This window comes from Aurantimonas marina (genome assembly GCF_017183135.1).
Lineage (GTDB): Bacteria > Pseudomonadota > Alphaproteobacteria > Rhizobiales > Rhizobiaceae > Aurantimonas > Aurantimonas marina.
Map to the genome: position 1 here is coordinate 14176 of NZ_JADDXW010000005.1, position 23688 is coordinate 37863.

Consider the following 23688-nt stretch of genomic DNA (forward strand, 5'->3'; position numbering starts at 1 on the left):
AAGAAGTAGTGAATTAAAGCTATCGCATGTAACGGTAGATGCGCCTTGTGCTCGGGTTATTCGCTTGGGCAACGGAACCGTGCCTTCAGGTTTCTTCCGGATCGCTTTGACGTTCATTTCAGCCGGAACGATGGAAACCGGCAAGGACCGGCCGCAGGAAAGCCCTCACGGTCGACGGCCTTGGCGGCCCAACCTCGTGCGGTCAATCGATGCCGCTGAATGCAGCGCCATCGAAGGAAAATACCGGCTCGCCGTTCTGGTTGACGCCAAGCGTGGTGAATTCCAGGACACCCCAGCCTGGACGGCTGGCGGATTTCCGCTTCGCCGTCACGGTCTGACGGAAGGTCACCGTGTCGCCGGCATAGACCGGTTTCAGCCAGCGCAGATTGGTGACGCCGGGGGAGGGGCCCATTTTCGGTGCCGGGTTGCCCGCAGCGATCCATTCGCGGGCTTGGGCGGCGCGGGTATCGACATTGAGCCGCATGCACACCGCGGCGGTATGCCAGCCGGAGGCGCAGAGCCCGCCGAACATCGACGCCTTTGCAGCCTCCTCGTCCAGATGAAAGCTTTGCGGGTCATATTTTGCCGCGAACTGTTTGATGGCGTCCGCTTCGAAGCCGTGCGAGCCGAGTTCGATCGTTTCGCCGACGGTGATCGTCTCCCAGTAACTCATGCCGCCGCGGCCTCGCGGGTCAGGAGGAACAGCGTGTGCTCGCTTTCCAGAACGGTTTCGGCGCTTCCATTGCGCAGTTCGGTGGAGATACGTGCGAGGCCAATCGTCGGACGTTTGGCCGAAATCCGTGTGGAGAGCACGCGGGCCGTTCCGGACAGGATGTCGCCCGGGCGGACGGGACGCCGCCATCTGACGAAATCGACGCCCGGCCCCCCCTGCGACGTGGAGTCGAGCACATAGGCGTCGGCCATCATCCGCATCATCATCGCACAGGTATGCCAGCCTGACGCCGACAGGCCGCCGAGCATGCTCGCCTTCGCCGCCTCTTCGTCCAGGTGGAACGGCTGCGGATCGAACTCGGCCGCGAATTCGATCACCGCCTGCTTCGTGACCTCATAGGGGCCGAGGGCGATCTCCAGGCCTTCGGTGAAATCCTCGAATGCGCGCAATGTCATCTTTCCACGTTCATCAACCGGTGGACCTGACCGCCGCGATTGCGATTCAAGACCAATATGTTGGAGTTAATTGTTGAATTTGAACATTAGCACGTCGCCGTCCTGGACGACATATTCCTTGCCCTCGTCGCGGGCCTTGCCTGCTTCCTTGGCCGCAGTCTCGCCGCCGAGCTCGACGAAGTCGGCAAAGCCGATCGTCTGGGCGCGGATGAAGCCCTTTTCGAAGTCGGTATGGATGACGCCGGCCGCCTGCGGCGCCTTTGATCCGCGCTTCACTGTCCAGGCGCGCGCTTCCTTCGGCCCGGCGGTGAAATAGGTGATCAGGTCGAGGAGTTCGTAGCCGGCCTGGATCAGCCGGTCGAGACCGGGTTCGCTCAGCCCCATTGCCTCCAGATAGTCGCCCACTTCCTCGGGTGGAAGCTGGGCGATCTCCGACTCGATCTCCGCCGAAATCACCACGGTTCGCGCACCTTGGCGCTCGGCCATCGCCGCTACCGCTTCGGAATGCGCGTTGCCGGTGGCCGCGTCGTCCTCGGCGACGTTGCAGACATAGAGGACCGGCTTGGAGGTCAAAAGGTTGAGGTTGCGCAATTCGCGCCGTTCCTCCGGGTCCATCCCGGCGAGCAGCACGCGCACCGGTTCGCCGGCCTGCAGCTTCTCCAGCGCTGCCTCCATGACCGGAAGAGCCTGCTGCGCCTCCTTGTCCTTGCCGGCAGCCTTCTTGCGGGTGGCGACCGTGCGCCGTTCCAGGCTTTCCAGATCCGACAGCATCAACTCGGTCTCGACGGTCTCGGCGTCGGCCACGGGATCGATCGTGCCCTCGACATGGACGATGTCGTCATTCTCGAAGCAGCGCAGCACGTGGACGATCGCGTCGACCTCGCGGATATTGGCGAGGAACTGGTTGCCGAGCCCTTCGCCCTTGGAGGCGCCGCGCACCAGGCCCGCGATATCGACGAAGGTGATCCGCGTGGCGATGATCGCCGCCGATTTGGCGATCCGGGCGATGTCCTTCAGCCGCGCGTCCGGCACCGGCACGTCGCCGGTGTTCGGCTCGATGGTGCAGAACGGGTAGTTCGCCGCCTGGGCGGCGGCCGTCTTTGTGAGGGCGTTAAACAGCGTCGATTTGCCGACATTCGGCAGGCCGACGATACCGCATCTGAAACCCATGGGGTCTGGTCCTTGTCTCTAGATCACCGGTGAAAGCGGGATGCGGGCGGAAGTCCGGTTTCCAGATGTCCACATCCGGCTCGTAAGGGAGGAGGGGCGGGCATGGTGCCGCTCAGTCCTTCGCTCCGAAAATTCGTTTCAGCATCTCGGCCATCGGCCCCTTTTCGGGCGGCTTCAAGACAGGACCCGTGCCGCGTGCCTGGCGAATGTGGCTTTGGCCCTTGCCGTTGCCCTGGCGCTTGGCGGAGCCTGTCGACGCGCCCTTGGCGCCCGCCGGTTCACTCGATCCGGTGGCAACGCTCACCTTGTTCATGAACAGGGCGTCATCGCCGGCGACCAAACTGTCGATGTGACGGGCGATAGCCTCCAGCAAGGGATCGAGCCATTCCCGGTCCACCTTGGCGAAATCGCCCAAGACGTGCGGCGTGACCGCCTCTTTCGCGCCGGGATGGCCGATGCCGAGGCGCATGCGCCGATAGTCCTTGGTGCCGAGATGGGCGTCGATCGATCGAAGTCCGTTGTGGCCGCCATTGCCGCCGCCGGTCTTTACCCGCAGCTTGCCGGGCGCCAGATCGAGTTCGTCATGGATGACGACGATGTTCGCGGGCTCGATCTTGAAGAAGCGGGCCGCCTCGCCGACCGAGCGGCCGGACTCGTTCATGAAGGTCTGGGGTTTGACGAGAAGCACCTTCTCCGCACCGATCTGGCCTTCGGCGATCTCGGCGGAAAACTTCTTCGACCAAGGGGAGAAGGACGGGGCCCTGGCGATCTCATCGACCGCCATGAACCCGATATTGTGGCGATTGCCGGCGTAGCGGGAGCCGGGATTGCCCAATCCTGCGATCAGCAACATCGCCCGGCTCCTTTTTCTCGTGAACGTGGCTCGGTGGAGCCGGCCGCTTACTTGTCCTCGCCGGACTCGTTCTCAGCGTCGCCTTCAGCAACCTCGGTCGCCTCGACTTCGTCAGCCGCTTCCGTCTCCGCTGCCTCATCTTCTTCCGACCGAAGCGCGGCCGGAGCCGCGATCGTCGCGATGGTGAAATCGCGGTCGGTGATCGTCAGATCGACGCCCTTCGGCAGCGTCAGCGCCGAGGCATGGATGGAATCGCCGATATCGAGACCGGTGAGATCCAGCGTGAACGCCTCGGGAATGGCGCTTGCCGGCGCGACAACCTCGACCGCATAGCGCACGACGTTGAGAACACCGCCGCGCTTCAGGCCCGGGGCATCATCCTCGTTCTCGAAGTGAACCGGGATTTCGACGGTCACGCGGGTCTTTGCGGAAACGCGCAGAAAGTCGACATGCATCAGAAAGTCGCGGACGGGCTCCAGTTGATAGTCTTTCGGGAGCACCTTGATCTTCTTGCCGTTCAGCTCGATCGTCGCGACATGGGTCATGAAACCGCCGGCGTGCAACGCCAGAAAGGTTTCCTTGTAGGGGATCGCGATCGGCTGGGGATCTTGCTTGTCGCCGTAGATGACGGCGGGAATCATTCCGGAGCGGCGAAGATGTCTGGCGGCCCCCTTGCCGACCTTGTCGCGCGCCTCGGCTTTGACCGTAAAGGTCTCGCTCATGGCTATATCCTTTTGTTTGCGAGGTGGTCGCGCGGACGTCTTGTCCGAAACGACGAAAAGCGGACCCGTCGGCAAAAGCCGACCAGACCGCTCAACTCCGCGCTGCCTCCAAGGGTGTCTGCGCGGACGGAGTGCCTATAGCGCAAGGCGCGGGGAGGAGCAAGGCGCGCGCGAATAGTTCCGCACCGACTTCTCGACGATGGCGTGAAGCCGTAACAGGCGTCCGCGACACGGTAATTGAAGATGAAGCTGGAGCCGGCGATGGTCAGATACGGCTTGTCGGCGACGTTCTCGCGGGTCGCCAGGCCAATCGCCAACAGGATCGCGACAAGGCCGATGCTGGCGAGGAGCACCTGCCGGACGCTGATCCGGTCGAGGCTGTGGAGCATGGCCAGGCTCCCGATTTTCGGGTCAGGCCATGAATGTTACGCCGGAAATCGCTGCGCGGCCAGAAGCGGCCGGGCGCCGAGCGATCGCGCCGGCGCTGTCAGCCCGTCAGTCGAACAGGCTCGAGACCGATTCCTCGGATGCGGTGCGGGCGATCGCCTCGCCGAGAAGGTTGGCGGTGGTCACGACCCGGATGTTGTGGGCGTTGAGGATCGCCTTGGTCGGCTGGATCGAATCGGTGATCACCAGTTCCTTGAGGCTCGATGCGGTGATGCGGGCAGCGGCCCCGCCCGACAGGACGCCGTGGGTGATGTAGGCCGAGGCGCTGTTGGCGCCGGCTTTCACCAGCGCGTCGGCGGCATTGCACAGGGTGCCGCCGGAATCGATGATGTCGTCGATCAGGATGCAGTTGCGGCCGGTGACGTCGCCGATGATGTTCATGACCTCGGAGTCGCCTGGCCGGTCGCGGCGCTTGTCGACGATGGCCAGCGGCGCGTCGAGGCGCTTGGCCAGAGCCCGTGCGCGCACGACGCCGCCGACGTCTGGCGAGACCACCATCAGATTCGACAAGTCCTGATGCGCCTTCACGTCGCGCGCGATCAGCGGCACGGCGAACAGATTGTCGGTGGGAATGTCGAAGAAGCCCTGGATCTGTCCGGCGTGGAGATCCAGGGTCATGACCCGGTCGGCGCCCGCCTCGGTGATGAGATTCGCGACCAGCTTGGCGGAAATCGGCGTGCGACCGCCGGCCTTTCGATCTTGCCGGGCATAGCCGAAATAGGGGACTACGGCGGTAATGCGGCGAGCCGAGGCCCGGCGCAGGGCATCGATCATGATCAAGAGTTCCATGAGATGATCGTTCGCCGGATAGGCCGTCGACTGGATGATGAACACATCCTCGCCGCGCACATTCTCCTGGATTTCGACGAAGATTTCCTGATCGGCGAACCGCCGGACCATGGCGTCGCCGAGAGGCAATTCCAGGTAGCGTCCGATGGCTTCTGCGAGAACGCGATTGGAATTGCCGCTGAACAGTTTCATCGCGTTCTTTCCGGTAATCGGGCCACCGACTGGGCAAGCAGCTTGAGGTGCCGTTCCGTCGGTGTCCTTCGCGAGGCCGATCGATGGAAGGGGCTCATAACAACATCGCGCAAATCGTCAACCCGCGCGGTTTCGCAGTGCGGCAAGAATCGCAGAACTGGTACGCAAGGGGAAGCGGCGGTCAGCCGGCGCGGGGGGACAATTCGGCCGCTTCGCTGAGCGTGCGCCTGGCGACGGCTTGAAAGGTCGTAAGATCGACCGCGGCCCACGGATCGTCGGTCTTGCCGGGAATGGCCTCCTGGCCCTGGATGCGCTTGATGCGCTGGTCGTTGGCGTCGAGCACGTCCCAGACATAGACGAGCGTTGTGGTGGAGCCGTCGTTGAACGCCGAGAAATAGCCCTTGAGCCGGACATCCGCGACCGCCTCGGAGGCAGGCCGTATCCGCAGGCCCTGCGCTGCCGCCGTTTCGGATAGCGCGCGGGCGAGCAATTCGGCCTTGTCCTGAGGCGCTCCGACCAGGGGCAGGAACTGGACTTCGCCCGCGGCCCGGACTGCCGCGGTGGCGGAAGCGGGCATAGCCGCTGGTTGCGGCGTGGCGGCCACTTGGGTCGGTGGCGGGGCGAGTGGCTGGGATGCGAGCGTTGCGGGAGGAGGAGCGAGAGGCTCGGATGCGACCGCGGCACGCCGGGGCGTGAGCGGCTCGGACGCAGGAGGCGGATAGGCTGCGGCCGGAGAAGTGGTTGCCGGATAGGCGGCGACTGGATATTGGGCCTGCGGCGCGGCCGGCGGGGCGCCTATGCTGCCGCCGGCTGCCGCGGACATGGAGCCCACCGGCGCTCCGAGCGTGCTTGTCGAGCCGATGTCGACGCTCGGCATCGGGCCATTCGCTCCCATGCCGATGGTGCCATCGATGCCGGTGCAAGCGGTGAGGGCGGCGGTAAGGCTGACGGCAATGACCGGCGCGCGACGGGCGTTTCGGGTTTTCACGGGAGCTGTTCCCTTGCCGTTTTCAGGTCTGGCGTTTCCATCAGTCGAACGTCAGCAATCTCTTGCAGGGAAAACTTAAAAAACTCTCGAAACGGGCGCCTTGTCCCGGTCGATGCGCGCGATTTTATTATCGTGCTTTACAGAACGATAAGATCGAGGGGCAGCCGTGACAGCGACTCCGGCTTGGCCGTCGTCGTCAAATAGGTGCGCCCGAGCGTCATCGCGGTCTCGCTATCGGAATCCATGACGATCATGTGGGCGAACAGAGTCATGCCCGGCTCGATGACAGCCGGATTACCGGAATGGAACATCGGCATGTCCATCCAGGATGGCGCGAAGCGCGCGCCGAGCGAATAGCCGCAGGCGCTCAGCCGGTGGCGCGCCAGTTCGTGCGCCTCCATGACGGCGGCATGGGCGTCGAACACATCGCCGAACGTATGGCCCGGCTGCATGGTCGCCTCCACCGCCTGCAGCGCCTCCCGGGCGGCGGCATGGAGTTCGAGATGCCGGTCGGAGGGCCGGCCGACGATCACGGTCCGCATCAGCGCCGCGTGGTACTGGGCCTTGACGCCGGCCCATTCGAGCGTCAGTTGGTCGTTCTCGTCGAGCCTGCGGCGGCCGGATTTGTAGCGGCAGAGCAGAGCGTCGCGACCAGATCCGACGATGAAGGGGTTGGCGGGGTAGTCGCCTCCCTGTCGAAGGACCTCGCCTTGCATTGCCGCGAGGATTTCGGCCTCGTCGGCCCCCGGGCGGATCAGCGGCCGGGCAGCCGCGAAGGCGTCGTCGGCGAAGCGCGCGGCTTCGCGGACCATGTCGATCTCGGCGGGGCTTTTGACCGCCCGTAACATCGGGATGAGCGGCGAGGCGTCCTTCAGCGACGCGAACGAACCGAGCCGCTCCTCGACCTGCTGGCCGCTGGCGGCGGTAAGCCCATGGGTCGCCCATTCCACGCCGATGCGCGCCCCAAGCAAGCCCATCTCGTCCAGCATGTCGCGCAGCTCTATGACGGGATCGGCATTGCCGCGGTCACGCCAGACCGTGATCGCGTCGAGAATCGAGGTATGGCGGGCCTGGCGAAGATCGGCCGAGCGGGTCAAAAGGCGCATGTCGCCATCGGCCTTCACCACGAGGCACTGGAAGAAGCAGAACCCAAAGGAATCGTAGCCGGTCAGCCAGTACATCGAATCCTGGGCGAACAGCAGCATCGCATCCAGCTTTTGCTCGCCCATTTCGAGGATCAGCCGGTCCCGCCGCGCCTCGAATTCGTCCCGTCCGAAATGCAGCATCGGTCAGCCTCTCAGAGCGATGGCGGATAGCTGGCGGCCATAGTCGGGCTCGCCGCGATGGGTCGTGCGCCGGAACGAGAAGAATCGATCAGCGTCGCCATAGGTGCAGGTGCCGACGAAACTCGCGGCGACGCCGCTCGCCCGCAATTGCGCGAGGATGAAGCCCGGCAGGTCGAACTGGCGTTTGTCGGGCGACACTCCGCCGAGAAAGAAGCGCTCGCGCGTCGCGTCGCCGTCGAGGAACTCGGCCATCATCTCGATGCCGACCTCGTAATTGGCCTGTGTGATCGTCGGTCCCAGCACGGCCGCGATCGAATCCCGGTTCGCGCCGGCGCTCTCCATGGCAGCGATTGTCGCTTCGAGAACGCCGCCGAGCGCCCCGCGCCAGCCGGCATGGGCGGCGCCGACAACGCCGTTTTTCGGGTCGGCTAAGAGCACGGGGCCGCAGTCGGCGGTGACGACCCCGACGGCGAGCCCGGGCCGGTTGGTCACGATGCCATCGACGCGCGGTCGGTCTCCCGTGAAGGGTCCATCAACTACGACGGCTTCCCCGGAATGGACTTGCCACGGAGTTGCGAGATCGCCTGGTGTCGCGCCCAGCGTAGCCGCCGCCCGGGCGCGATTCTCCTCGACATCATCGCGCCGGTCGTTCGATCCGGCACCGACGTTCAGCCCCTCATAGATGCCTCCCGACACGCCGCCGAGGCGCGTGAAGAAGGCATGGCTGACACACCCGGCGCCGGTCAGGCGGTCCGAGCGGATGAGCGCCGAATCGGCGAGGGGCGTGGCGGGACTGGCTCGGGTATCTGACATGGCGCGGGATGGTGGTGGAGGGTCAGGGTGAAGTCAATCCGGCGTCGGCCACCCCGAAAGGCGGTAAAGACAGTGGGCGAGAAGACGCGGACAATACCTTGAAAAGAATCCCCATCTCTTTCTCGCCTGTGCCTGCCAAACGCGCGACCGCGGCCCCGATTTCCTCCCGCCCGGCCTCGCTCATTTTGTTGCCGAGAGCGCCGGCGCGTTCCAGCAGCCCAAGCGCGAGGAGAACGTCTCCTTGTGGAACCGTTGGTGAGACGGCGAGCCCCGCGTGTCGAAACGGCGCCGCGACCCGCTCGAAATCGACATGGCTGGTGAGGTCCACTTCGCCCGGCCGGTCGAGCGGGTCCGCGAAGGCATGGCCGTGGATCGCCTGCAACGTGTCCCCGAAGCCGGTCGCGGCATGGCCGTAGTCGATGAAGAGCCCGGCACCGCCTTCCTCGGCCAGATGCTGGGCGATCGTCGCCGCCAGGGTCTCGCGCGCCGGCGACAATTCGAGCACCGCGCCGGCCATCGGCGGGTGCGGCAAGGTCGCGGCGATCTTGCTGGGCAGCTCCGGCCTTGCCGAGCACAGCACGAACTCGAACCGCCCGCTATCGGCGACGGAGATGCAGCGCTCGCGCCAGGTCTCGCCGTCGAAGACGAACTGGCGGATGGCGAGTGCGTCGAAGAGTTCATTGGCGACGAGAAGCAGTGGCTCCCGTTCCAGATCCGCGATCCGTCTGACCCGGCGGATCGGCAGATCGAAGCGGTCGAGTGCGGCCATCTGCTCGGCGGCGAGCCGATCGCTCGTTTCCACCAATCGGACCTTGGCGGCCTTGAGGCAGTCCGGGGCGACGGACCGCAGGGTCCGCAACATGTCGGCCATCAGCGTACCGCGTCCCGGCCCGATCTCAGCGAGCAGGAACGAAGCTGGGGACCTGTGTTCGCGCCAGGCTGCGGCGATCCAGGCGCCGATCAACTCGCCGAACATCTGACTGATCTCCGGCGCGGTGATGAAATCGCCGGTCCGGCCGAACGGCTCGCGCGCCGCGTAATAGCCATGCTCGCGGTCGAACAGCGCCAGGTTCCAATAGCGATCGAGGCCGATCGCCCCCTCGATGCGGATCAACTCCGCGATCTTGCGGGCGAGGGGTGTCATGGCCGGGTTGCATTGGTCCCGCCGGTGGACTGCGCGTCCTCGGCCTCGCGCGGTTCGTAGGCACGATGCTTGGCGGTAGCCATGCCCCAGATGCCGATCAGCAGCATCGGGATCGAGAGCACCATGCCCATGGTCAGCCAGCCGCCATACAGATAGCCGAGCTGTACGTCCGGCATGCGGAACAGCTCCACGAAGATGCGAGCGCAGCCATAGCCGAACAGGAACAGTCCCCCGACGAAGCGGGGACGGCCGAGCATCTTGAAGTGATGGGTGGCGATCCAGAGAATCAGCCACAGAAGAATGCCTTCGAGCGCGGCTTCGTAGAGCTGGCTCGGGTGCCGGGGCAGCGCATCCGGGGCATCGGGAAACACCATCGCCCAGGAGACGCTCGTCGGCGCCCCCCAGAGCTCGCCATTGATGAAGTTGGCAATGCGTCCGAAGAACAGCCCGAACGGGACCGATGCGGCGACCACGTCGATGAGGCTCCATACCGGAACCTTGTAGACCCGGCAGAAGATCAGCATAGCCACGACGACCCCCAACAGCCCGCCATGGAAGGCCATGCCGCCCTCCCAGACCTTGAAGATGGCCAGCGGTTCGGCGGCATATCGCTCGAAATCGTAGAAGAACACGGAGCCCAATCGTCCGCCGATGACGATGCCAAGGGTGAGATACAGGATCAAATCGTCGATATGGGTCTTGGTGATCGGCGAGACGCCGTTCGGCCAGAGCTTGGTATTGCCGACGAGATAGCGCCCGTAGAGCCAGCCGCAGAGAATGCCGGCGACATAGGACAGGCCGTACCAGCGCAGTTGAACCGGTCCGAGATCGAGAAAGACCGGATCGATCTGCGGATAGGTCAGAACGCCGAGGGTGGGGAGGGTGAGCATCGAACCGCCGTTGCGAGATTGTCGACGCCGGGCGCCGCTTTGCATGCGGCGGGACATAGACCTTGTCCCCACTGGAGGGTCAAGGGTGGCGCTGGATGATTGAAGCATCGCGCGAAGCGTTGATTTGCGTCAATGCCGCGACTGGCCGTGAGGCCGATAACCCAGCTATCGCCTATGTCGCCGAACACAGCCGCGGACGAATCTCGGAAGCAGTTTCGCGCGTGACAGTGCAAGGCAACGAGGCTCAATGCCGGGCTGTGCCCCGGCGATCAAAAAGGAGACCACCGATGATCAAGTCCATACTGACGCTGACGACATCCGCGTTGATCCTGGCGGGAAGCGCCATGGCCGCCAATAGCCAGCAGACCCCGGGAGCCGCCGGACAGCAGGATCGGCCAGGCAGGATGATGCAGCAGCAGGACGACGACATGATGCGTCCGGGCGGGCAGCGATCGGAGCGCGCGCAGAACGACGACGACGACATGATGCGATCGGGTCGGCAACGCTCGGAGCGTGATGACGACGATGACGATCGGTGGGGAATGCCGGGCCAGTTCTACGGGCAAGGTGGGCCCGATTGGAGGCGGGGTGGCATGATGGGACCGCGCATGGGCGGCCCCCACATGATGCGGATGATGATGATCCTGCTCGATACCGACGGCGATGGAGCCCTGTCGCTCGATGAGGTCCAGGCCGTGCACGCGCGGTTCTTCAAGGCGGTCGACGCCAACGGGGATGGCAAGGTCACGACCGAGGAAATCCAGGCCTTCATGTCGCCGAGGGGTGGCAGGACAATGCCCCGCCAGTAGGCTCTTGATGTGACGGGAAGCCGGGTGCGGTTGGTTGCGCCCGGCTTCCCGCACGGTTTCGCGCGGGCCGTTCAGCCGCGCGTCGGGTCGGCTTGCGCGCGGAAGAAACGCAGCATTTCGCGGCTCGCGTCCGGTCCCTTCGGTTCGGTATAGGTTCCGGCGGGACTACCGCCGGACCATGCGTGGCCAGCGCCATGCAGGACCCAATGTTCCAGCGTCGTTCCCCGCTCTTCGTCGGCGTGGACCGTTTGGGTATACCGTATCCCGCCGGGGGCCTCGCCCTGACTGATTTCGGTCCGGATGCCGGCGGCGGCCTTGGCCTGTTCAATCACATGCTCGCCATTGGCGGGATGGACGGTGGCGTCACGATCGCCGTGGAAGACGATGGTCGGGATGATCCCGCGGGACGCCGATGTCCAGGCGGCGGGGGCGCCGCCGTTGCGCATGGCTGCGAAGGCGGATCCCATGTCGCGCGCGGCTCCGTGGGCCAGGCCCGAATGAACGCCGACGGCCGCATAAAGGTCGGGATAGGTCGCGCCCATGATCGCCGCCGCAGCGCCGCCGGCGGACAGTCCCGCGATATAGACCCGGCCGGGCTCGACCGCGAACTCCGCCATGATCTGGCGGGTGATCCCTGCAATCAAAGAGGGCTCACCGCGATCCCGTTCCTGGTCCGCCGCATTGAACCAGTTCCAGCATTTTGAGGTATTCGCTGTCCGGGACTGGGCGGGGTAGGCGACGAGGACGATCTGCTCCTCCGCCAACTCGTTCATCCGCGTGCCGGCGGCGAAATCGTCGGGCGATTGGGTGCAGCCATGCAGCATGACGACGAGCGGCACAGCCTGTCCGTGATATCCGCTCGGCACATAGAGCTTGTAGTCGCGGCTCCCTGCGGCGTTGGTGTAGCTGCTGGAGACAAAGCGCGCGCCGGCGGGCAATGGGCCAGCATTCGGGACGGTCCGCGAAGCGGAGAATGCCTCCGCATCTTGGGTGCCGAGCCGGTCAAGATAGCGGCGAAGCACCCGGGGAACGAGTGATGGTGCCGCACCGTCCGCGTGGTACTGCGGCCGTGCTTCCGCCGAGGTTCCCGAGCCGAGGGTCGATGAACGCGCCCGCCCGCCGGCCCCTCGCAAGAGAGCGGTGGCTTCGTGGATCTGCCCGTTTCGGGTCAGACGGGCGGCCTCCATCATGGTGGCCTTGGACAGTATGTTCATAAAATCGGATCCTGTGAGAAAAGGGCTCGCGGGCGAGCTTCGGGTGGTCTGGAACCAAACACTGCACGGCGGCCGGCCGCAAAGCCGCCTCTGGCGGCGCTGTCAGGCAGTGCGTTGGCGCAGTGCCGCCTTGACCGCCGGGCTGGCCTGCAGGGAACCCAACACCTGAACGGAAGCGATGGTTGCAAGCGCCAGTTCGGCGGAGACGTCGGGTGCAATGACTGCTAGGCCGAGAACCCTAATATGCAGCAATTCGCCCTTCGCCTTCAGGGCCTCGAGCTGGCGCCTCGTGACGTGGCACAGACCGAGATCGAGCCGGCGCCGCGTCACCGATTGCTTGACTGCATCCGCATGACGATCAAGCTGGTTGCGCGCCGCCGTCCGGAGGAAATCCGAGCGGTTGGAGTAGAATCCCTCCTTCACCAAGAGGTCGATGTGGCCCAGATCGACAAAGCCGAGATTGATCGTGATCTTCTCGCTCTCCGTCGATCGAAGCCGCATGTCCTGCTTCGTCGCGCTCATGTTCGCCATCCAGGGTCCATCCAGGTGGATGGTATGTGGATGCTCAACGATCCCATTGCAATGCGGAAAAGGGATAACGCCGCCGACCAAGCAAGGGCCCCGCCGATCGGGGCGACGCTTGAGCCACTCGCGGTCGGAGGGAGCCTTACAACGCCGACAGAAGATCCCGCGTCGGCCAGCCGTCTGCCGGTAGGCCGAGCCGCTGCTGTTCGCGGCGTACGGCCGAGCGGGTATTCTCGCCGAGGATGCCGTCGACGCCGCCGACGTCGTGGCCGAGCTCGACCAGCTTCTGCTGCAAGCGCTTGGTCTGATCGAGGTCGAGGCCAGGTCGCGGATTGCCCATTTCGATGGGCGGGGCACCAGCGAGGCGGGTCGAGAAATACGCCGCGGTCAGCGAGTAGACCAGCGACTTGTTCCATTTCAGATAGATGTCGAAATTCGGATAGGCGAGGAAGGCCGGGCCGCCGCGCCCCATCGGCAGGATCAGCGCCGCCGGCAGTTCGTCGGCGGGAAGCGGCGAACCATCGGCCCTGGTGACGCCGAGCCCACTGAAGTCGGCCCGTGGCTCCTTGTTGACGAGGGCCGCGCGATCCCAAGGGAAATCGGCCGGCACTCGCACCGCTTCCAGCCACGGCTCGCCGCCGCGCCAGCCGAGCGACTGGATATATTTGCCGGTGGTGGCAAGGACATCCGCCGCGTCCTTGCGCAGGTCGACCCGGCCATTGCCGTCGGCGTCCGTGCCGAAGGCGATGTATTCCTCGGGTAGAAGCTGTGTCTGGCCGATCTCGCCGGCCCAGGCACCCTTCATCTCCGATGGGGTCAGGTAGCCGCGATCGACGATCTCGATCGCGCCGATGAGATGCGGGCGGAACAGCTCCGGCCGGCGGCAGTCATGGGCCAGCGTCGCCAGCGCCGCCAGCGTGTCGAAATTACCGAGCACCGCGCCGTAATCGGTCTCCAATCCCCAGAAGGCGGCGATCACCGGACCCGGGACGCCCGTATCGGCCTCCACCTTGGCAAGGACGCTGGAATATTTCTGAAGGTTTGCCTTGCCCTGGGTCAGCCTGTAGCTGTTGACCATGCGGGTGGCGAATTGCTGCCAATCCTGGGCGAACACGCCTTGCGCGCGGTCAGCGGCGAGAACCTTCGGGTCGAGCCGCATGCTGGCGAGCGCCGTATCGACGGCAGCCGGAGACAGGCCCTTGGCGAGCGCTTCGGCCCGGACGCCGTCGAGGAACTGCGAGAAGTCACCGCCGCACTGCTGGGCCGCCGCGAGACTGGTGCCGGAGAGGAGCAATGTCAGGGTCAGGGCAAGACGGCGGGCTCGAAGCATCGCGGTGATCCTTTTCTCTAAAGACGGCGAAGGCGCACGCCGATTAGCCACGCAAGATGGCGGATTGAAGAAGCTCAGCGCGCGAGATTGGCTTCCAGCCACTTTTTCCAATCCTCGCGGGTTCCAGCGAAGGCGTTGCGGTCGACCTCGCCATTCACACCGGGAACGGTTCCCTTCTCGGTATACTGCCAGAACCGGAATTTGCGGTTCTCATAGACATTGTCTGGATGGTCGCGGACCGCGCGGACCCAGACCTCGTGGCGCGGGAAGGCGCCGACCAGCCGGTCGCGGTGCACGTCGATCGGGATGTAGAGCAGCGGCCGTTGGCCGTAGTGCTTTTCCAGGGCATCGGCCATCGCCGTCACCTCGCGAACCAGCTCCTCGCGCGGCGGGCGCTTGGTGCAGGTCGGCGAGAAGGGAGTCCATTCGATGTCGATTACCGGCGGCAGCGACAGGCGATCCTTGGGAACGGCGTTGATGAAGGCGCGTGCCTGCTCGATGCCCGGCCGGCAATGATACCAGAAATGGTAGGCACCGCGCGGGATGCCGGCCGCCCGGGTCTTCCGCCAGTTCTCCCGGAACATTTCATCGACGCGGTCGCCGCCCTCGGTCGCCTTCAGCCAAGCGAACGCGACGCCGCTGTCGCGGGCCGCGTCCCAGTCGATCGTGCCCTGATATTTCGAGATGTCGACGCCGTGGACCGGATATTGATAGGCTGATTCAGCGGCCACGTTCGAAAGGCCGAGATCCTTAACGTCGAGCACGGTGGAGCGGCAACCGCCAACCAGCAGCGCCGCCGCCACGCCGGCCAGGACGAGCGCCCGCCTGCCCAGGCCGCGGCGCGCTTGTGTCGATGGGGCCGGGTGGGTCGAAAAAAAAGGCTTCATCGTCGGCTCGGATCGGTTCGAGGTGGGCCATCATGATGGCGGGTCGGGGCAAATCGCAAGTGGCGGCGGCATAGGCTTTCAAGCCTTGGCCACCAGGCGTGGACAGCTGCCAGGGCGATCGGGCTGGTTCAACGCAAACCAGGACGAAATTCGCGCAATCTCGCTTCGATCAGATCAAAGTGAGCTTGACCGAAGCTTGCCGGCATCATTTACAGGGACACGTGCGATCCCGGCCTTGATGGTGGCGCGGAGCGACGCGGCATTTGCCTCGCCGGGAGCGGTCGCCGATAATTGCGAATCGACAAAGGGGGGCGAGCCTCCGCAATGCAGATTCTGTCCAATCTCAATACCGTACTCCAGGCGATCCCGGCGGGCGGCCGGGCAAGTCTCGAGGCGATTCTGGAAAGCATCCGGGCGTTGTTCGGCGGCGATCGGGAGACGCGCAGGCGGGTCGCCTTCGGCGTGGCTGTGATCGCGCTGTCGGCCAAGATGGCGAAAGCCGACGGCATCGTTTCACAGCCGGAAATTACCGCATTTCGGCAGATTCTCGAAATTCCGCCGGAAGAAATGCGCAACGTCTTTCGCCTCTACGACATCGCCAAGGAGGACATTGCCGGCTTCGAGATCTATGCCGCGCGGCTGCGGGCGTTGTGCCGCGACGAGGACGGCGACTGCCAATTGCTGGCCGATGTCCTCGATGGCCTGTTCCACATCGCCAAGGCGGATGGACTGGTCCATGAGCGCGAACTGGCGTTCCTTGCAGAGATCGGGCGCATCTTCGGTCTGACCGAGCAGGAATTCGCCCGGATCAAGAACCGCCATATCCTGGGAGCGGAGAATCCCTATGCGGTGCTCGGGCTCGATCCCGGTGCCCCCCTGGCGGAGACCCGCGCGCGTTATCTGTCGCTGGTGCGCGAGAACCATCCCGACCGGCTGGCCGCCCGCGGTGTGCCGGACGAGTTCATGTTCATCGCCACGGAGCGAATGAAGGCGATCAACGCCGCCTATCACTCCATCTCCGGAAAGACCGCGGCTTGAAACCCGACGCCGCGCGAATCGACGAGGTCCGGCCGTCGCCCAATCACACCGAGCGGCGTGTGGCGGACGGGCCGGACATGCTGATTCTGCACTACACCGGCATGGGCTCGGGCGAGGGGGCAGTGCGTTGGCTGTGCGATCCGCAAAGCGGCGTGTCCTGCCATTATCTCGTGCATGAGGACGGCAGAGTCGTGCAGATGGTACCGGAGGCGCTGCGCGCCTGGCACGCCGGCGTGGGCAACTGGCGCGGGCGCGACGACATCAATTCCCGTTCGATCGGCATCGAGATCGTCAATGTCGGCCACGACAACGGCTACCCGGATTTTCCCGCCGCGCAGATCGAAGCAGTGGTGGAATTGTGCAGGGATTGTGTCGGCCGCTGGCCGATCCGGTCCGAATTCGTCCTGGCCCATTCCGATATCGCGCCCGCGCGCAAATCAGACCCCGGCGAAAAGTTCCGGTGGGATCAACTTTTTCTTGCCGGCATCGGGCACTTCGTCCCGCCGACGCCATTGCGGGGCGGGCGTTTTTTCGGCCGGGGCGATCACGGGGAGCCGGTGGCCGCCTACCAATCGCTGCTGGCCGCCTATGGCTATGAGGTGTCGACCGACGGGGTTTTCGAGCAAACCACGCGTTTGGCGACGATCGCCTTCCAGCGGCATTTCCGTCCCGAGCGGGTCGATGGCATCGCCGATTTCTCGACGATCGATACGCTGCATCGGTTGCTGACGGCGTTGCCCCGTTCGCCCTTCGATCATGATGAAAGCAGCGCCGGTACCGTCTAATCCTGCGCAAAAATGTTTCAGCATGAAATGTCGCGTGATCAGATCGCCACATTCTGGGTCATATTGCGCTGCACATAAAAATTCCGCCGAGGCCGCGATGCAGTCGTGGCGAGGGGTAGACAGCCGTCCTGACAAGGGGTTGGGCGGCATTCGATCAATTTGGGGTATTCATGCACAGACTGACTGCCGCGGCGCTCGCCGCGACGATTTTCTTCGGCCAGACCACTGCCATTTTCGCCCACGAGACCGCCGTTGAACATGCCGAAACCGCCGGAGTTCAGATGGCGTCGGTCGAGCGCTTTTCCGAACGGCCTTATGCCGCCATTATCGCCAAGCACGCAAAGGCCAATGGCGTTCCGGTCGCTTTGGCGCATGCCGTAGTGAGTGTCGAAAGCCGCTATCGCGCCAAGGTGACCGGCGCAGCCGGCGAAGTGGGACTGATGCAGATCAAGCCGGCGACGGCGCGCGGCATGGGCTACAAGGGCAGCACCAAGGCGCTCTACAATCCCGACACCAATATCAAATGGGGCATGCGTTACCTCGCCGGCGCGGTGAAGCGTGGCGGCGGCACGACCTGCGGAACGATCCTGAAATACAATGCCGGCCATTATGCCAAGCGGATGAACCCGGTGTCCAAGCGCTATTGCTCGAAGGTGAAGGTCGAGCTCGCGCGGGCGTAGGCGCGCTCCATCATTGCCTGGAAACAGAACACCCGGCGCGGGGGCGCCGGGTGTTCTGCGTTTTTGGGGTCGCCGCAAATTGCGGGATGGGCAAGTTGCCGACCCAAAATGGATGAACGCTAGAAAATCAGGCTCGTCTCTAAAGCGAACGACGTTGAGACGAGAGGTGGGGCGAGCGGGATTTCAAGCGCAGCCCGTCCCGCATGTTCAATCCGAGGAGCGTGATGTTCACGGCTCCAGCCACAAGCTCGACGATCTGCACACCATAGAACGCCGCGTCGAATTCTCCCGCGCGCGCCTTGAAGGCCAGGAACAGCGCGGCGGGAATCAGGATCAGGATCCCGTTTCCGGCTATGAAGGGCATGCGCTTTCGTTTGGCGTCGATCAGCCCGTTGCCCGGCCGCTTTTTCGAGAGGGTAAAGCCTGATCCGCCGGCTGCCATCAAGGCAGGGATCAGCACGAAAAATCCCCAGGGTATCAGCGTTTTGACCATGACGATCGTGGCGAGGGGGCTGAAGAGTTCCGAGACCGTCGTGGAGATCCAGAAGGTCAGAATGGTCACGAGAGCCAGCGTTCCAGCGATCGGGTGAATGGCTTTGGTCATTTAGCGCTTCCTTAAGCAGGTGGTTAAACATAGCAAGCTATATATAATTGCATAGCGGACTATGCAAGTGCCATAATCCGATATGAAATTTTCCAAGCGCGAATCGGCGGGATATCTCGCCAACCACATGGCTAGGCTATTCGCCCGGGGGCTGCAGGCGAGGATCAAGCCGCTGGGCCTGACGACGGGTACGTTCCCGGCGCTGCTGGAATTGTGGGAGACGGATGGTCTGACCCAGAAGGAGCTGGTGCAGCGGCTCGACATAGAGCAGGCCACCATGGCCAACACTCTCGCGCGGATGGAGCGCGACGGACTGGTGACCCGCCGCGACGACCCCCAGGACGGTCGGTCCCAGCGCGTGTGGCTCACCGATAAGGCACGGGCCTTGCAAGCGCCCGCGGTCGCGGCGGCCATGCACCAGAACGCCGTGGCCCTGGCGGACTTATCGGAATCCGAGCAGCGACAGTTCCTCCGGCTGATGCAACGGGCCATCGCGGCGATGCAGGATCCGGCCAACTCATCGTAGCGAACCAAGGGGCTGCCGGCGCTATAGTAACGGGGACGCTAGATCGAGGCGTTCCTGTTTTCTCATGGACCGAATAGGATCTCAGCGGGCCATGGCTTTGGACTCGAACGTGATCAATCGCTCGGCGGATGGCTGCGCTTCGCACCGAGCGACCCAATCGCGAATGGCTGGTACGTCCGGTGTCGCCTCGGGGAGCCAGGTGAACGGCGAGCTGAGCAGAAGGTCGGCTGCGGTGAGATTCCCATTGACATCCGCCAGCCGCGCAGACACCTACGAGGTGCCAGTCGGCTGGGCGGCCGCTCCCGTCATACGTCGAAAGACGGCGGGGGAGGAAAGTCCGGGCTCCACGGAGAAACGGTGCCGGATAATGTCCGGCGGGGGCGACCCCAGGGAAAGTGCCACAGAAAACAGACCGCCCCGCCTATAGTGCGGCTCGACCGGCGCAAGAGCCTCGGCAGCGGAGCCGCACTATTGGCGGGGTAAGGGTGAAACGGCGGGGTAAGAGCCCACCGCGCTTCCGGCAACGGCAGCGGCACGGTAAACCCCACCGGGAGCAAGACCGAATAGGGACGACGCGGCGGTTCGCCTTCGGGTGACATCGCCAGCCCTTCTCCGGGCCTGTCGTCCGGGTGGGTTGCTCGAGGCGGTTCGCAAGAACCGTCCCAGAGGAATGGTCGCCAGGCGGCTTTCGCCGCTCACAGAACCCGGCTTACAGGCCGACTGGCTCTCGCCCTCGTTCTCCATGCAGAAGGCCCCCGGCGGGCTTCCGCCCGTGACGCTCCAGTTTTTTTCTTCGTTCATGGGACGCACTCACACCGGCCCTGCGATTCCCCGGAATCATTCGTCTTTCAGTCGAATTCCGGCTGGCGCACCGACATCTTCGACCGCCCGGACAGCTTCGGGCAAGTGCCGAGACAAAAATCCAAGCCGTTTCGAAAATATCAATATTAATAGGGTGTTAAGACTGTCATCTTAAGACTTGGGTGTGACTCAAGATAGATGTCGTGTGGTCTGTTCCCATTGACGCCCAAGAATGCCCATGCTATTCGGTAAGTCATCATTAAGGGGTCATGCGACGCCCCATTTCGGACATGACGGGCCAGGCTTCGGAGGAGCTGAAGCAAGGGGAGCGTGCCGCACGGCATGCTTTGCTGCGGCGAAATTGCGTCGATGGGGCGGTGGGCAAGCGGGGGTTTTGATGGAATGCGAGCCGGCCGCTTCAGGACAATTACGGGCTGATGGACCGGTTTCTCTCCAACTGGGTGAACAATGTCGACGCCAAGGGCCGGGTGTCGGTGCCGGCCCCTTTCCGACAGGTCATTGCGGCACGCGGCATTCGCGAGTTGTTTGCCATGCGCAGCCTGGGCCAGCCGGTGATGGATGTCGGCGGCCCGGATCTTCTGGAGCGCTTCGAGCGGCAGATGGATGCGACCAGTCCGTTCAGCGAGGCATTTCAGGACCTGTCGGTCTTCGCCTTCGGCGATGGAGCGTATTTGAAGTTCGACGGGGAAGGCCGGATCACGATGACCGACTTTGTCCGCTCGCATACGGGGATCACCGATCAGGTGGCCTTCGTAGGCGCCCGCGATTTCTTCCAGCTTTGGGAGCCGTCGCGGTTCGAGGCGTACCGGACCGAAGCGAGGGCGCGCCTTCTGGCGGCGCGTGGTTCGGTCGGCACGTCAACGGGATCACCGGAATGATGGCGGGCCACGGTGGGGCCGAGGATCCCGCCGTTGGCGGACCGGCTCGTCACGTTCCGGTGCTTCTCGACGAGGTTCTGACAGCGCTCGCCCCGCAAGGCGGTGAGACGATCATCGACGGTACCTTTGGCGCCGGCGGCTATACCCGCGCCATCCTGGATCGCGGCGCGAGCGTCGTGGCGATCGACAGGGATCCGTCCGCGGTGGCGACCGGCCACGAACTGGCGGACGCTTTCGGCAACCGGTTGACGATGGTCGAGGGTCGCTTCGGCGATCTCGAGGCGATCGTCGAAAACCATGGCGGTGCGGTCGACGGCATTGTCCTCGACATCGGCGTCTCGTCGATGCAGATCGACGCGGCTGAGCGCGGCTTTTCCTTCCAGAAGGACGGGCCACTGGACATGCGCATGGGCGCATCCGGTCCGACCGCCGCCGACGTCGTCAACCGGCTGAAGCTGGGCGATCTGGCGCGAGTCCTCGGATTCCTGGGTGAGGAGAAGCAGGCGGGTCGGGTGGCGCGGGCGATCGAGGTGCGCCGGGCGGAAAAACCATTCACCCGGACCCTCGATCTCGCCGCGGTCATCGGCCGGGTGGTGGGGCGCTCGCCCAAGGATCGGATTGATCCCGCGACCCGCAGTTTTCAGGGGCTGCGCATTTTCGTCAATGACGAGCTGGGCGAACTCGCCCGGGCGCTGGTCGCGGCCGAGCGGGTGCTGAAGCCCGGCGGCCGCCTCGTCGTCGTGACCTTCCACTCGCTTGAGGATCGCATCGTCAAGCGCTTCCTGCGCGATCGCTCGTCGCCGCCGTCGGGATCGCGGCACCTGCCGGACATCGCCCCCGCGACGCAAACCTTCGAGGCCCGCAACAGGGCGGTCGCCGCCTCCGATGCGGAAGCTGCCCGCAACCCGCGGGCCCGCTCGGCCAAACTACGCTCGGGTGTGCGAACCGCCGAAGCGCCGCGCGGCGCGGCCGATGCGCTCGCTTTCGCCGCCCTGCCATCGCTCGCCGACCTTCCGCAGACCGGAGACTGACCGCCATGTTGAAGACCCTCGACATCGTTCTCATCGCGGTCATGATTTCCGCCGCGGCCTGGACCTACAAGATCAAGCACGAGGCCGAGTTGCTCGAGGCGGAGGTCGCCAAGGTCGAGCGACGGATAGCAATGGAGCGGGAGACCGTCGCCTTGCTCGAGGCCGACTGGAGCCTGCTCGACCAGCCCGGTCGCCTGCAGCGTCTGGTCGATGCCTTCGCGTCGGACCTCAAGCTCCAGCCAATGCGCCCGGATCAGATCGTGGAGCCTGACCAATTGCCCGCGCGGCCGGTGAACTTCCTTCCCGACCAGACCAATACGCTCGGCGGGTATGCCGACAGCTCGGAAACGGTGGTCCGGTGATGCGTATCGCAAACCCCTTCAAACGCGCCGCCCCGACGACATCGGTGTCGACGGCCCGCGAACCCGATGTCTCCGGTCGGCGACGCCGCAATATCGCGCCGAAAAACCGCAGCCGCTTCACCATCGCCATCGGCCTCTTCGTGGCCGTCTATGGCGTCATCGGCGGCCGCCTCGTCATGTGGGGCGTCGCGCCGGCCGAAACGGCATCGTCCAGAGGCGCCAGCGACCTGATCATGGCCGCCCGGCCGGACCTCGTCGACCGCAACGGCGAAGTGCTCGCCACCGACATCAAGACCGCTTCGCTCTTCGCCGAGCCTCGCCGCATCATCGATCCGGACGAGGCGAGCGAGCTGTTGCTCTCGGTCCTGCCCGACCTCGATCCCAAATGGCTCTATCGCCGGCTGGCCAGCGAGGCCGGCTTCATCTGGCTGCGGCGCGAGCTGACACCGGGCCAGCAGCAGGCGATCCTCGACCTCGGCATTCCCGGCATCGGATTTCGCACCGAGACGCGCCGCTTCTATCCGGGCGGCAGCACCGCCGGCTTCATCGTCGGGACGGTCAATGTCGACAATCAGGGCATCGCCGGCATGGAGAAGTATGTCGACGATCAGGGCTATCGGGCGCTGCAGAACACCGGGCTTGCCGTCGACACGGAACTGGAGCCGGTGCGCATGTCGATCGACCTGCGGGTTCAACACATCGTGCGCGACGAGGTGGCGGCGGCGATGAAACGCTACCGGGCGATCGCTGCCGGTGGTGTCGTGCTGGACGTCGAGACCGGCGAGGTCGTCGCCATGACATCGCTGCCCGATTACGACCCCAACGACCCGAAGCAGGCGCTGGAAAAGGACCGCATGAACCGCATGTCGGCGGGTCTTTACGAAATGGGGTCCACATTCAAGACCTTCACCACCGCGATGGCCCTCGATTCCGGCAAGGTGAAGATCACCGATTCCTTCGATGCGACGAAGCCGATCCGGATCGGCGGTTTCACCATCAGCGATTTTCACGGCAAGCGCCGGGTGCTGAGCGTCCCCGAGATCTTCATCTATTCGTCGAACATCGGCACGGCCAAGGAGGCCGAGACCGTCGGTGTGGCGGCTCACCAGGAGTTCCTGACCCGGCTCGGACTGCTGAGCAAGATGCAGACCGAACTCCCCGAAGTTGCGTCCCCGACCCAGCCCAAGGAATGGAAACAGATCAACTCGATCACGATTTCCTTCGGCCACGGCGTTTCGACCACGCCGCTGCAGACGGCGGTCGCCGCGGCCGCGCTGATGAACGGCGGCAAGTTGATCCCGCCGACCTTCCTGCCGCGCAGCCGTGAAGACGCGGAGGCCTTGGCGACGCGGGTGGTTTCGCAAAAGACCAGCGATCAGATGCGCTATCTCTTCCGTCTCAACGTCGCCGACCAGCGCGGCTCGGGAAACCGGGCGGACGTGCCTGGCTACAAGGTCGGCGGCAAGACCGGGACCGCCAACAAGGTGGTCAACGGGCGCTATTCCGACACCAAGAAATTCAATGCCTTCCTGTCGGCCTTTCCGACCGACAAGCCGCGCTACGTCGTCCTTGTCGTGGTCGACGAGCCGAAGGCGGAGGAGGGCCAGGTCTATGCCACCGCGGGCATGAACGCGGCGCCGACGGTCGCCAGTATCATTCGGCGGTCGGCGACGCTGTTGAAGGTCCGTCCGGATTTCGGCGAGGACGGAAAGTCGCTGCTCGTCTCCTATTAGCAACTGTGAACGCCCGAACCGACCTTCACCAAGCGGCCCGCA

At 64.6% G+C, this 23688-nt stretch carries 25 protein-coding genes and 1 other RNA gene; 10 read left to right on the forward strand and 16 right to left on the reverse strand.

The window, feature by feature from the left end:
• Positions 1-202: 202 nt before the first annotated feature.
• The 11 genes from ING15_RS07345 to lgt form a co-directional block, all read right to left on the reverse strand.
• Positions 203-673, reverse strand: a complete 471-nt coding sequence (locus ING15_RS07345; protein ID WP_206454150.1) for a MaoC family dehydratase — start codon at positions 671-673, stop codon at positions 203-205.
• Positions 670-1128 (reverse strand): MaoC family dehydratase, encoded by a 459-nt coding sequence (locus tag ING15_RS07350; protein WP_206454151.1) that lies wholly within the window; start codon positions 1126-1128, stop codon positions 670-672. The genes ING15_RS07345 and ING15_RS07350 overlap by 4 nt, the downstream gene beginning before the upstream one ends.
• Positions 1129-1194: 66 nt before the next feature.
• Positions 1195-2298: a redox-regulated ATPase YchF gene (ychF, locus tag ING15_RS07355; protein WP_206454152.1), complete on the reverse strand. Its 1104-nt coding sequence runs from the start codon at positions 2296-2298 to the stop codon at positions 1195-1197.
• Positions 2299-2410: 112 nt separating this feature from the next.
• Complete coding sequence (gene pth, locus ING15_RS07360; protein ID WP_206454153.1) at positions 2411-3151, reverse strand: aminoacyl-tRNA hydrolase; 741 nt, start codon at positions 3149-3151, stop codon at positions 2411-2413.
• A gap of 47 nt (positions 3152-3198) precedes the next feature.
• Complete coding sequence (locus ING15_RS07365; RefSeq protein ID WP_206454154.1) at positions 3199-3873, reverse strand: 50S ribosomal protein L25/general stress protein Ctc; 675 nt, start codon at positions 3871-3873, stop codon at positions 3199-3201.
• 495 nt (positions 3874-4368) lie between these two features.
• Positions 4369-5301, reverse strand: a complete 933-nt coding sequence (locus ING15_RS07370) for a ribose-phosphate pyrophosphokinase (protein WP_206454155.1) — start codon at positions 5299-5301, stop codon at positions 4369-4371.
• Positions 5302-5482: 181 nt separating this feature from the next.
• Positions 5483-6289: a hypothetical protein gene (locus tag ING15_RS07375; RefSeq protein WP_206454156.1), complete on the reverse strand. Its 807-nt coding sequence runs from the start codon at positions 6287-6289 to the stop codon at positions 5483-5485.
• Positions 6290-6426: 137 nt separating this feature from the next.
• Entirely contained in the window at positions 6427-7575 is a 1149-nt protein-coding gene (locus ING15_RS07380; RefSeq protein ID WP_206454157.1) for a M24 family metallopeptidase, read from the reverse strand.
• Positions 7576-7578: 3 nt separating this feature from the next.
• Positions 7579-8388, reverse strand: coding sequence for a peptidoglycan editing factor PgeF (gene pgeF, locus ING15_RS07385; RefSeq protein WP_206454158.1), 810 nt, complete (start codon positions 8386-8388; stop codon positions 7579-7581).
• Between the two features lie 22 nt (positions 8389-8410).
• Complete coding sequence (locus tag ING15_RS07390) at positions 8411-9532, reverse strand: class I SAM-dependent methyltransferase (RefSeq protein WP_206454159.1); 1122 nt, start codon at positions 9530-9532, stop codon at positions 8411-8413.
• A complete protein-coding gene (gene lgt / locus ING15_RS07395; RefSeq protein WP_206454160.1) occupies positions 9529-10422 on the reverse strand; it encodes a prolipoprotein diacylglyceryl transferase in 894 nt (297 codons plus the stop codon). Before lgt ends, ING15_RS07390 begins: the two co-directional genes overlap by 4 nt.
• Positions 10423-10709: 287 nt before the next feature.
• Between lgt and ING15_RS07400 the strand changes: the two genes are divergently transcribed.
• A complete protein-coding gene (locus ING15_RS07400; protein ID WP_206454161.1) occupies positions 10710-11231 on the forward strand; it encodes an EF-hand domain-containing protein in 522 nt (173 codons plus the stop codon).
• Positions 11232-11302: 71 nt separating this feature from the next.
• Here ING15_RS07400 and ING15_RS07405 read toward each other — a convergent pair whose 3' ends face one another.
• From ING15_RS07405 to ING15_RS07420, 4 genes are all read right to left on the reverse strand, one after another.
• Complete coding sequence (locus tag ING15_RS07405) at positions 11303-12445, reverse strand: extracellular catalytic domain type 1 short-chain-length polyhydroxyalkanoate depolymerase (RefSeq protein ID WP_206454162.1); 1143 nt, start codon at positions 12443-12445, stop codon at positions 11303-11305.
• A gap of 102 nt (positions 12446-12547) precedes the next feature.
• A complete protein-coding gene (locus ING15_RS07410) occupies positions 12548-12976 on the reverse strand; it encodes a CopG family transcriptional regulator (RefSeq protein WP_206454163.1) in 429 nt (142 codons plus the stop codon).
• A 136-nt stretch (positions 12977-13112) separates the two neighbouring features.
• Positions 13113-14300, reverse strand: coding sequence for a lytic murein transglycosylase (locus tag ING15_RS07415; protein ID WP_206454164.1), 1188 nt, complete (start codon positions 14298-14300; stop codon positions 13113-13115).
• A gap of 74 nt (positions 14301-14374) precedes the next feature.
• The gene (locus ING15_RS07420; RefSeq protein WP_206454165.1) at positions 14375-15187 is read right to left on the reverse strand and encodes a glycoside hydrolase family 25 protein; all 813 of its coding nucleotides are present in this window, start codon (positions 15185-15187) and stop codon (positions 14375-14377) included.
• A gap of 324 nt (positions 15188-15511) precedes the next feature.
• Here ING15_RS07420 and ING15_RS07425 point away from each other — a divergent pair, with 324 nt between their 5' ends.
• The 3 genes from ING15_RS07425 (at position 15512) to ING15_RS07435 (ending at position 17690) form a co-directional block, all read left to right on the forward strand.
• Positions 15512-16225, forward strand: coding sequence for a TerB family tellurite resistance protein (locus ING15_RS07425; RefSeq protein WP_206454166.1), 714 nt, complete (start codon positions 15512-15514; stop codon positions 16223-16225).
• Positions 16222-17010: an N-acetylmuramoyl-L-alanine amidase gene (locus ING15_RS07430; protein WP_232845626.1), complete on the forward strand. Its 789-nt coding sequence runs from the start codon at positions 16222-16224 to the stop codon at positions 17008-17010. The genes ING15_RS07425 and ING15_RS07430 overlap by 4 nt, the downstream gene beginning before the upstream one ends.
• Positions 17011-17180: 170 nt before the next feature.
• On the forward strand, positions 17181-17690 hold the full coding sequence (locus tag ING15_RS07435; RefSeq protein ID WP_206454167.1) for a lytic transglycosylase domain-containing protein: 510 nt from the start codon (positions 17181-17183) through the stop codon (positions 17688-17690).
• Between the two features lie 139 nt (positions 17691-17829).
• On the opposite strand, the gene ING15_RS07440 is transcribed toward ING15_RS07435, so the two are convergent.
• Positions 17830-18294: a hypothetical protein gene (locus tag ING15_RS07440; protein ID WP_206454168.1), complete on the reverse strand. Its 465-nt coding sequence runs from the start codon at positions 18292-18294 to the stop codon at positions 17830-17832.
• A gap of 82 nt (positions 18295-18376) precedes the next feature.
• On the opposite strand from ING15_RS07440, the gene ING15_RS07445 reads away from it, so the two are divergent.
• The 6 genes from ING15_RS07445 to ING15_RS07470 all read left to right on the forward strand — a co-directional run bounded on the left by ING15_RS07445 (position 18377) and on the right by ING15_RS07470 (position 23646).
• The gene (locus ING15_RS07445) at positions 18377-18820 is read left to right on the forward strand and encodes a MarR family winged helix-turn-helix transcriptional regulator (protein WP_206454169.1); all 444 of its coding nucleotides are present in this window, start codon (positions 18377-18379) and stop codon (positions 18818-18820) included.
• A 280-nt stretch (positions 18821-19100) separates the two neighbouring features.
• Positions 19101-19548: RNase P RNA component class A (gene rnpB / locus ING15_RS07450), an RNA gene on the forward strand.
• A 510-nt stretch (positions 19549-20058) separates the two neighbouring features.
• On the forward strand, positions 20059-20520 hold the full coding sequence (mraZ, locus tag ING15_RS07455) for a division/cell wall cluster transcriptional repressor MraZ (protein ID WP_206454170.1): 462 nt from the start codon (positions 20059-20061) through the stop codon (positions 20518-20520).
• Positions 20517-21551 carry a 16S rRNA (cytosine(1402)-N(4))-methyltransferase RsmH gene (gene rsmH / locus ING15_RS07460; RefSeq protein ID WP_206454171.1) on the forward strand — a complete coding sequence of 345 codons (1035 nt, stop codon included), beginning with the start codon at positions 20517-20519 and terminating at the stop codon, positions 21549-21551. The genes mraZ and rsmH overlap by 4 nt, the downstream gene beginning before the upstream one ends.
• 5 nt (positions 21552-21556) lie before the next feature.
• Positions 21557-21913 (forward strand): cell division protein FtsL, encoded by a 357-nt coding sequence (gene ftsL / locus ING15_RS07465; RefSeq protein ID WP_206454172.1) that lies wholly within the window; start codon positions 21557-21559, stop codon positions 21911-21913.
• Complete coding sequence (locus tag ING15_RS07470; protein ID WP_206454173.1) at positions 21913-23646, forward strand: peptidoglycan D,D-transpeptidase FtsI family protein; 1734 nt, start codon at positions 21913-21915, stop codon at positions 23644-23646. The genes ftsL and ING15_RS07470 overlap by 1 nt, the downstream gene beginning before the upstream one ends.
• Positions 23647-23688: the final 42 nt, after the last annotated feature.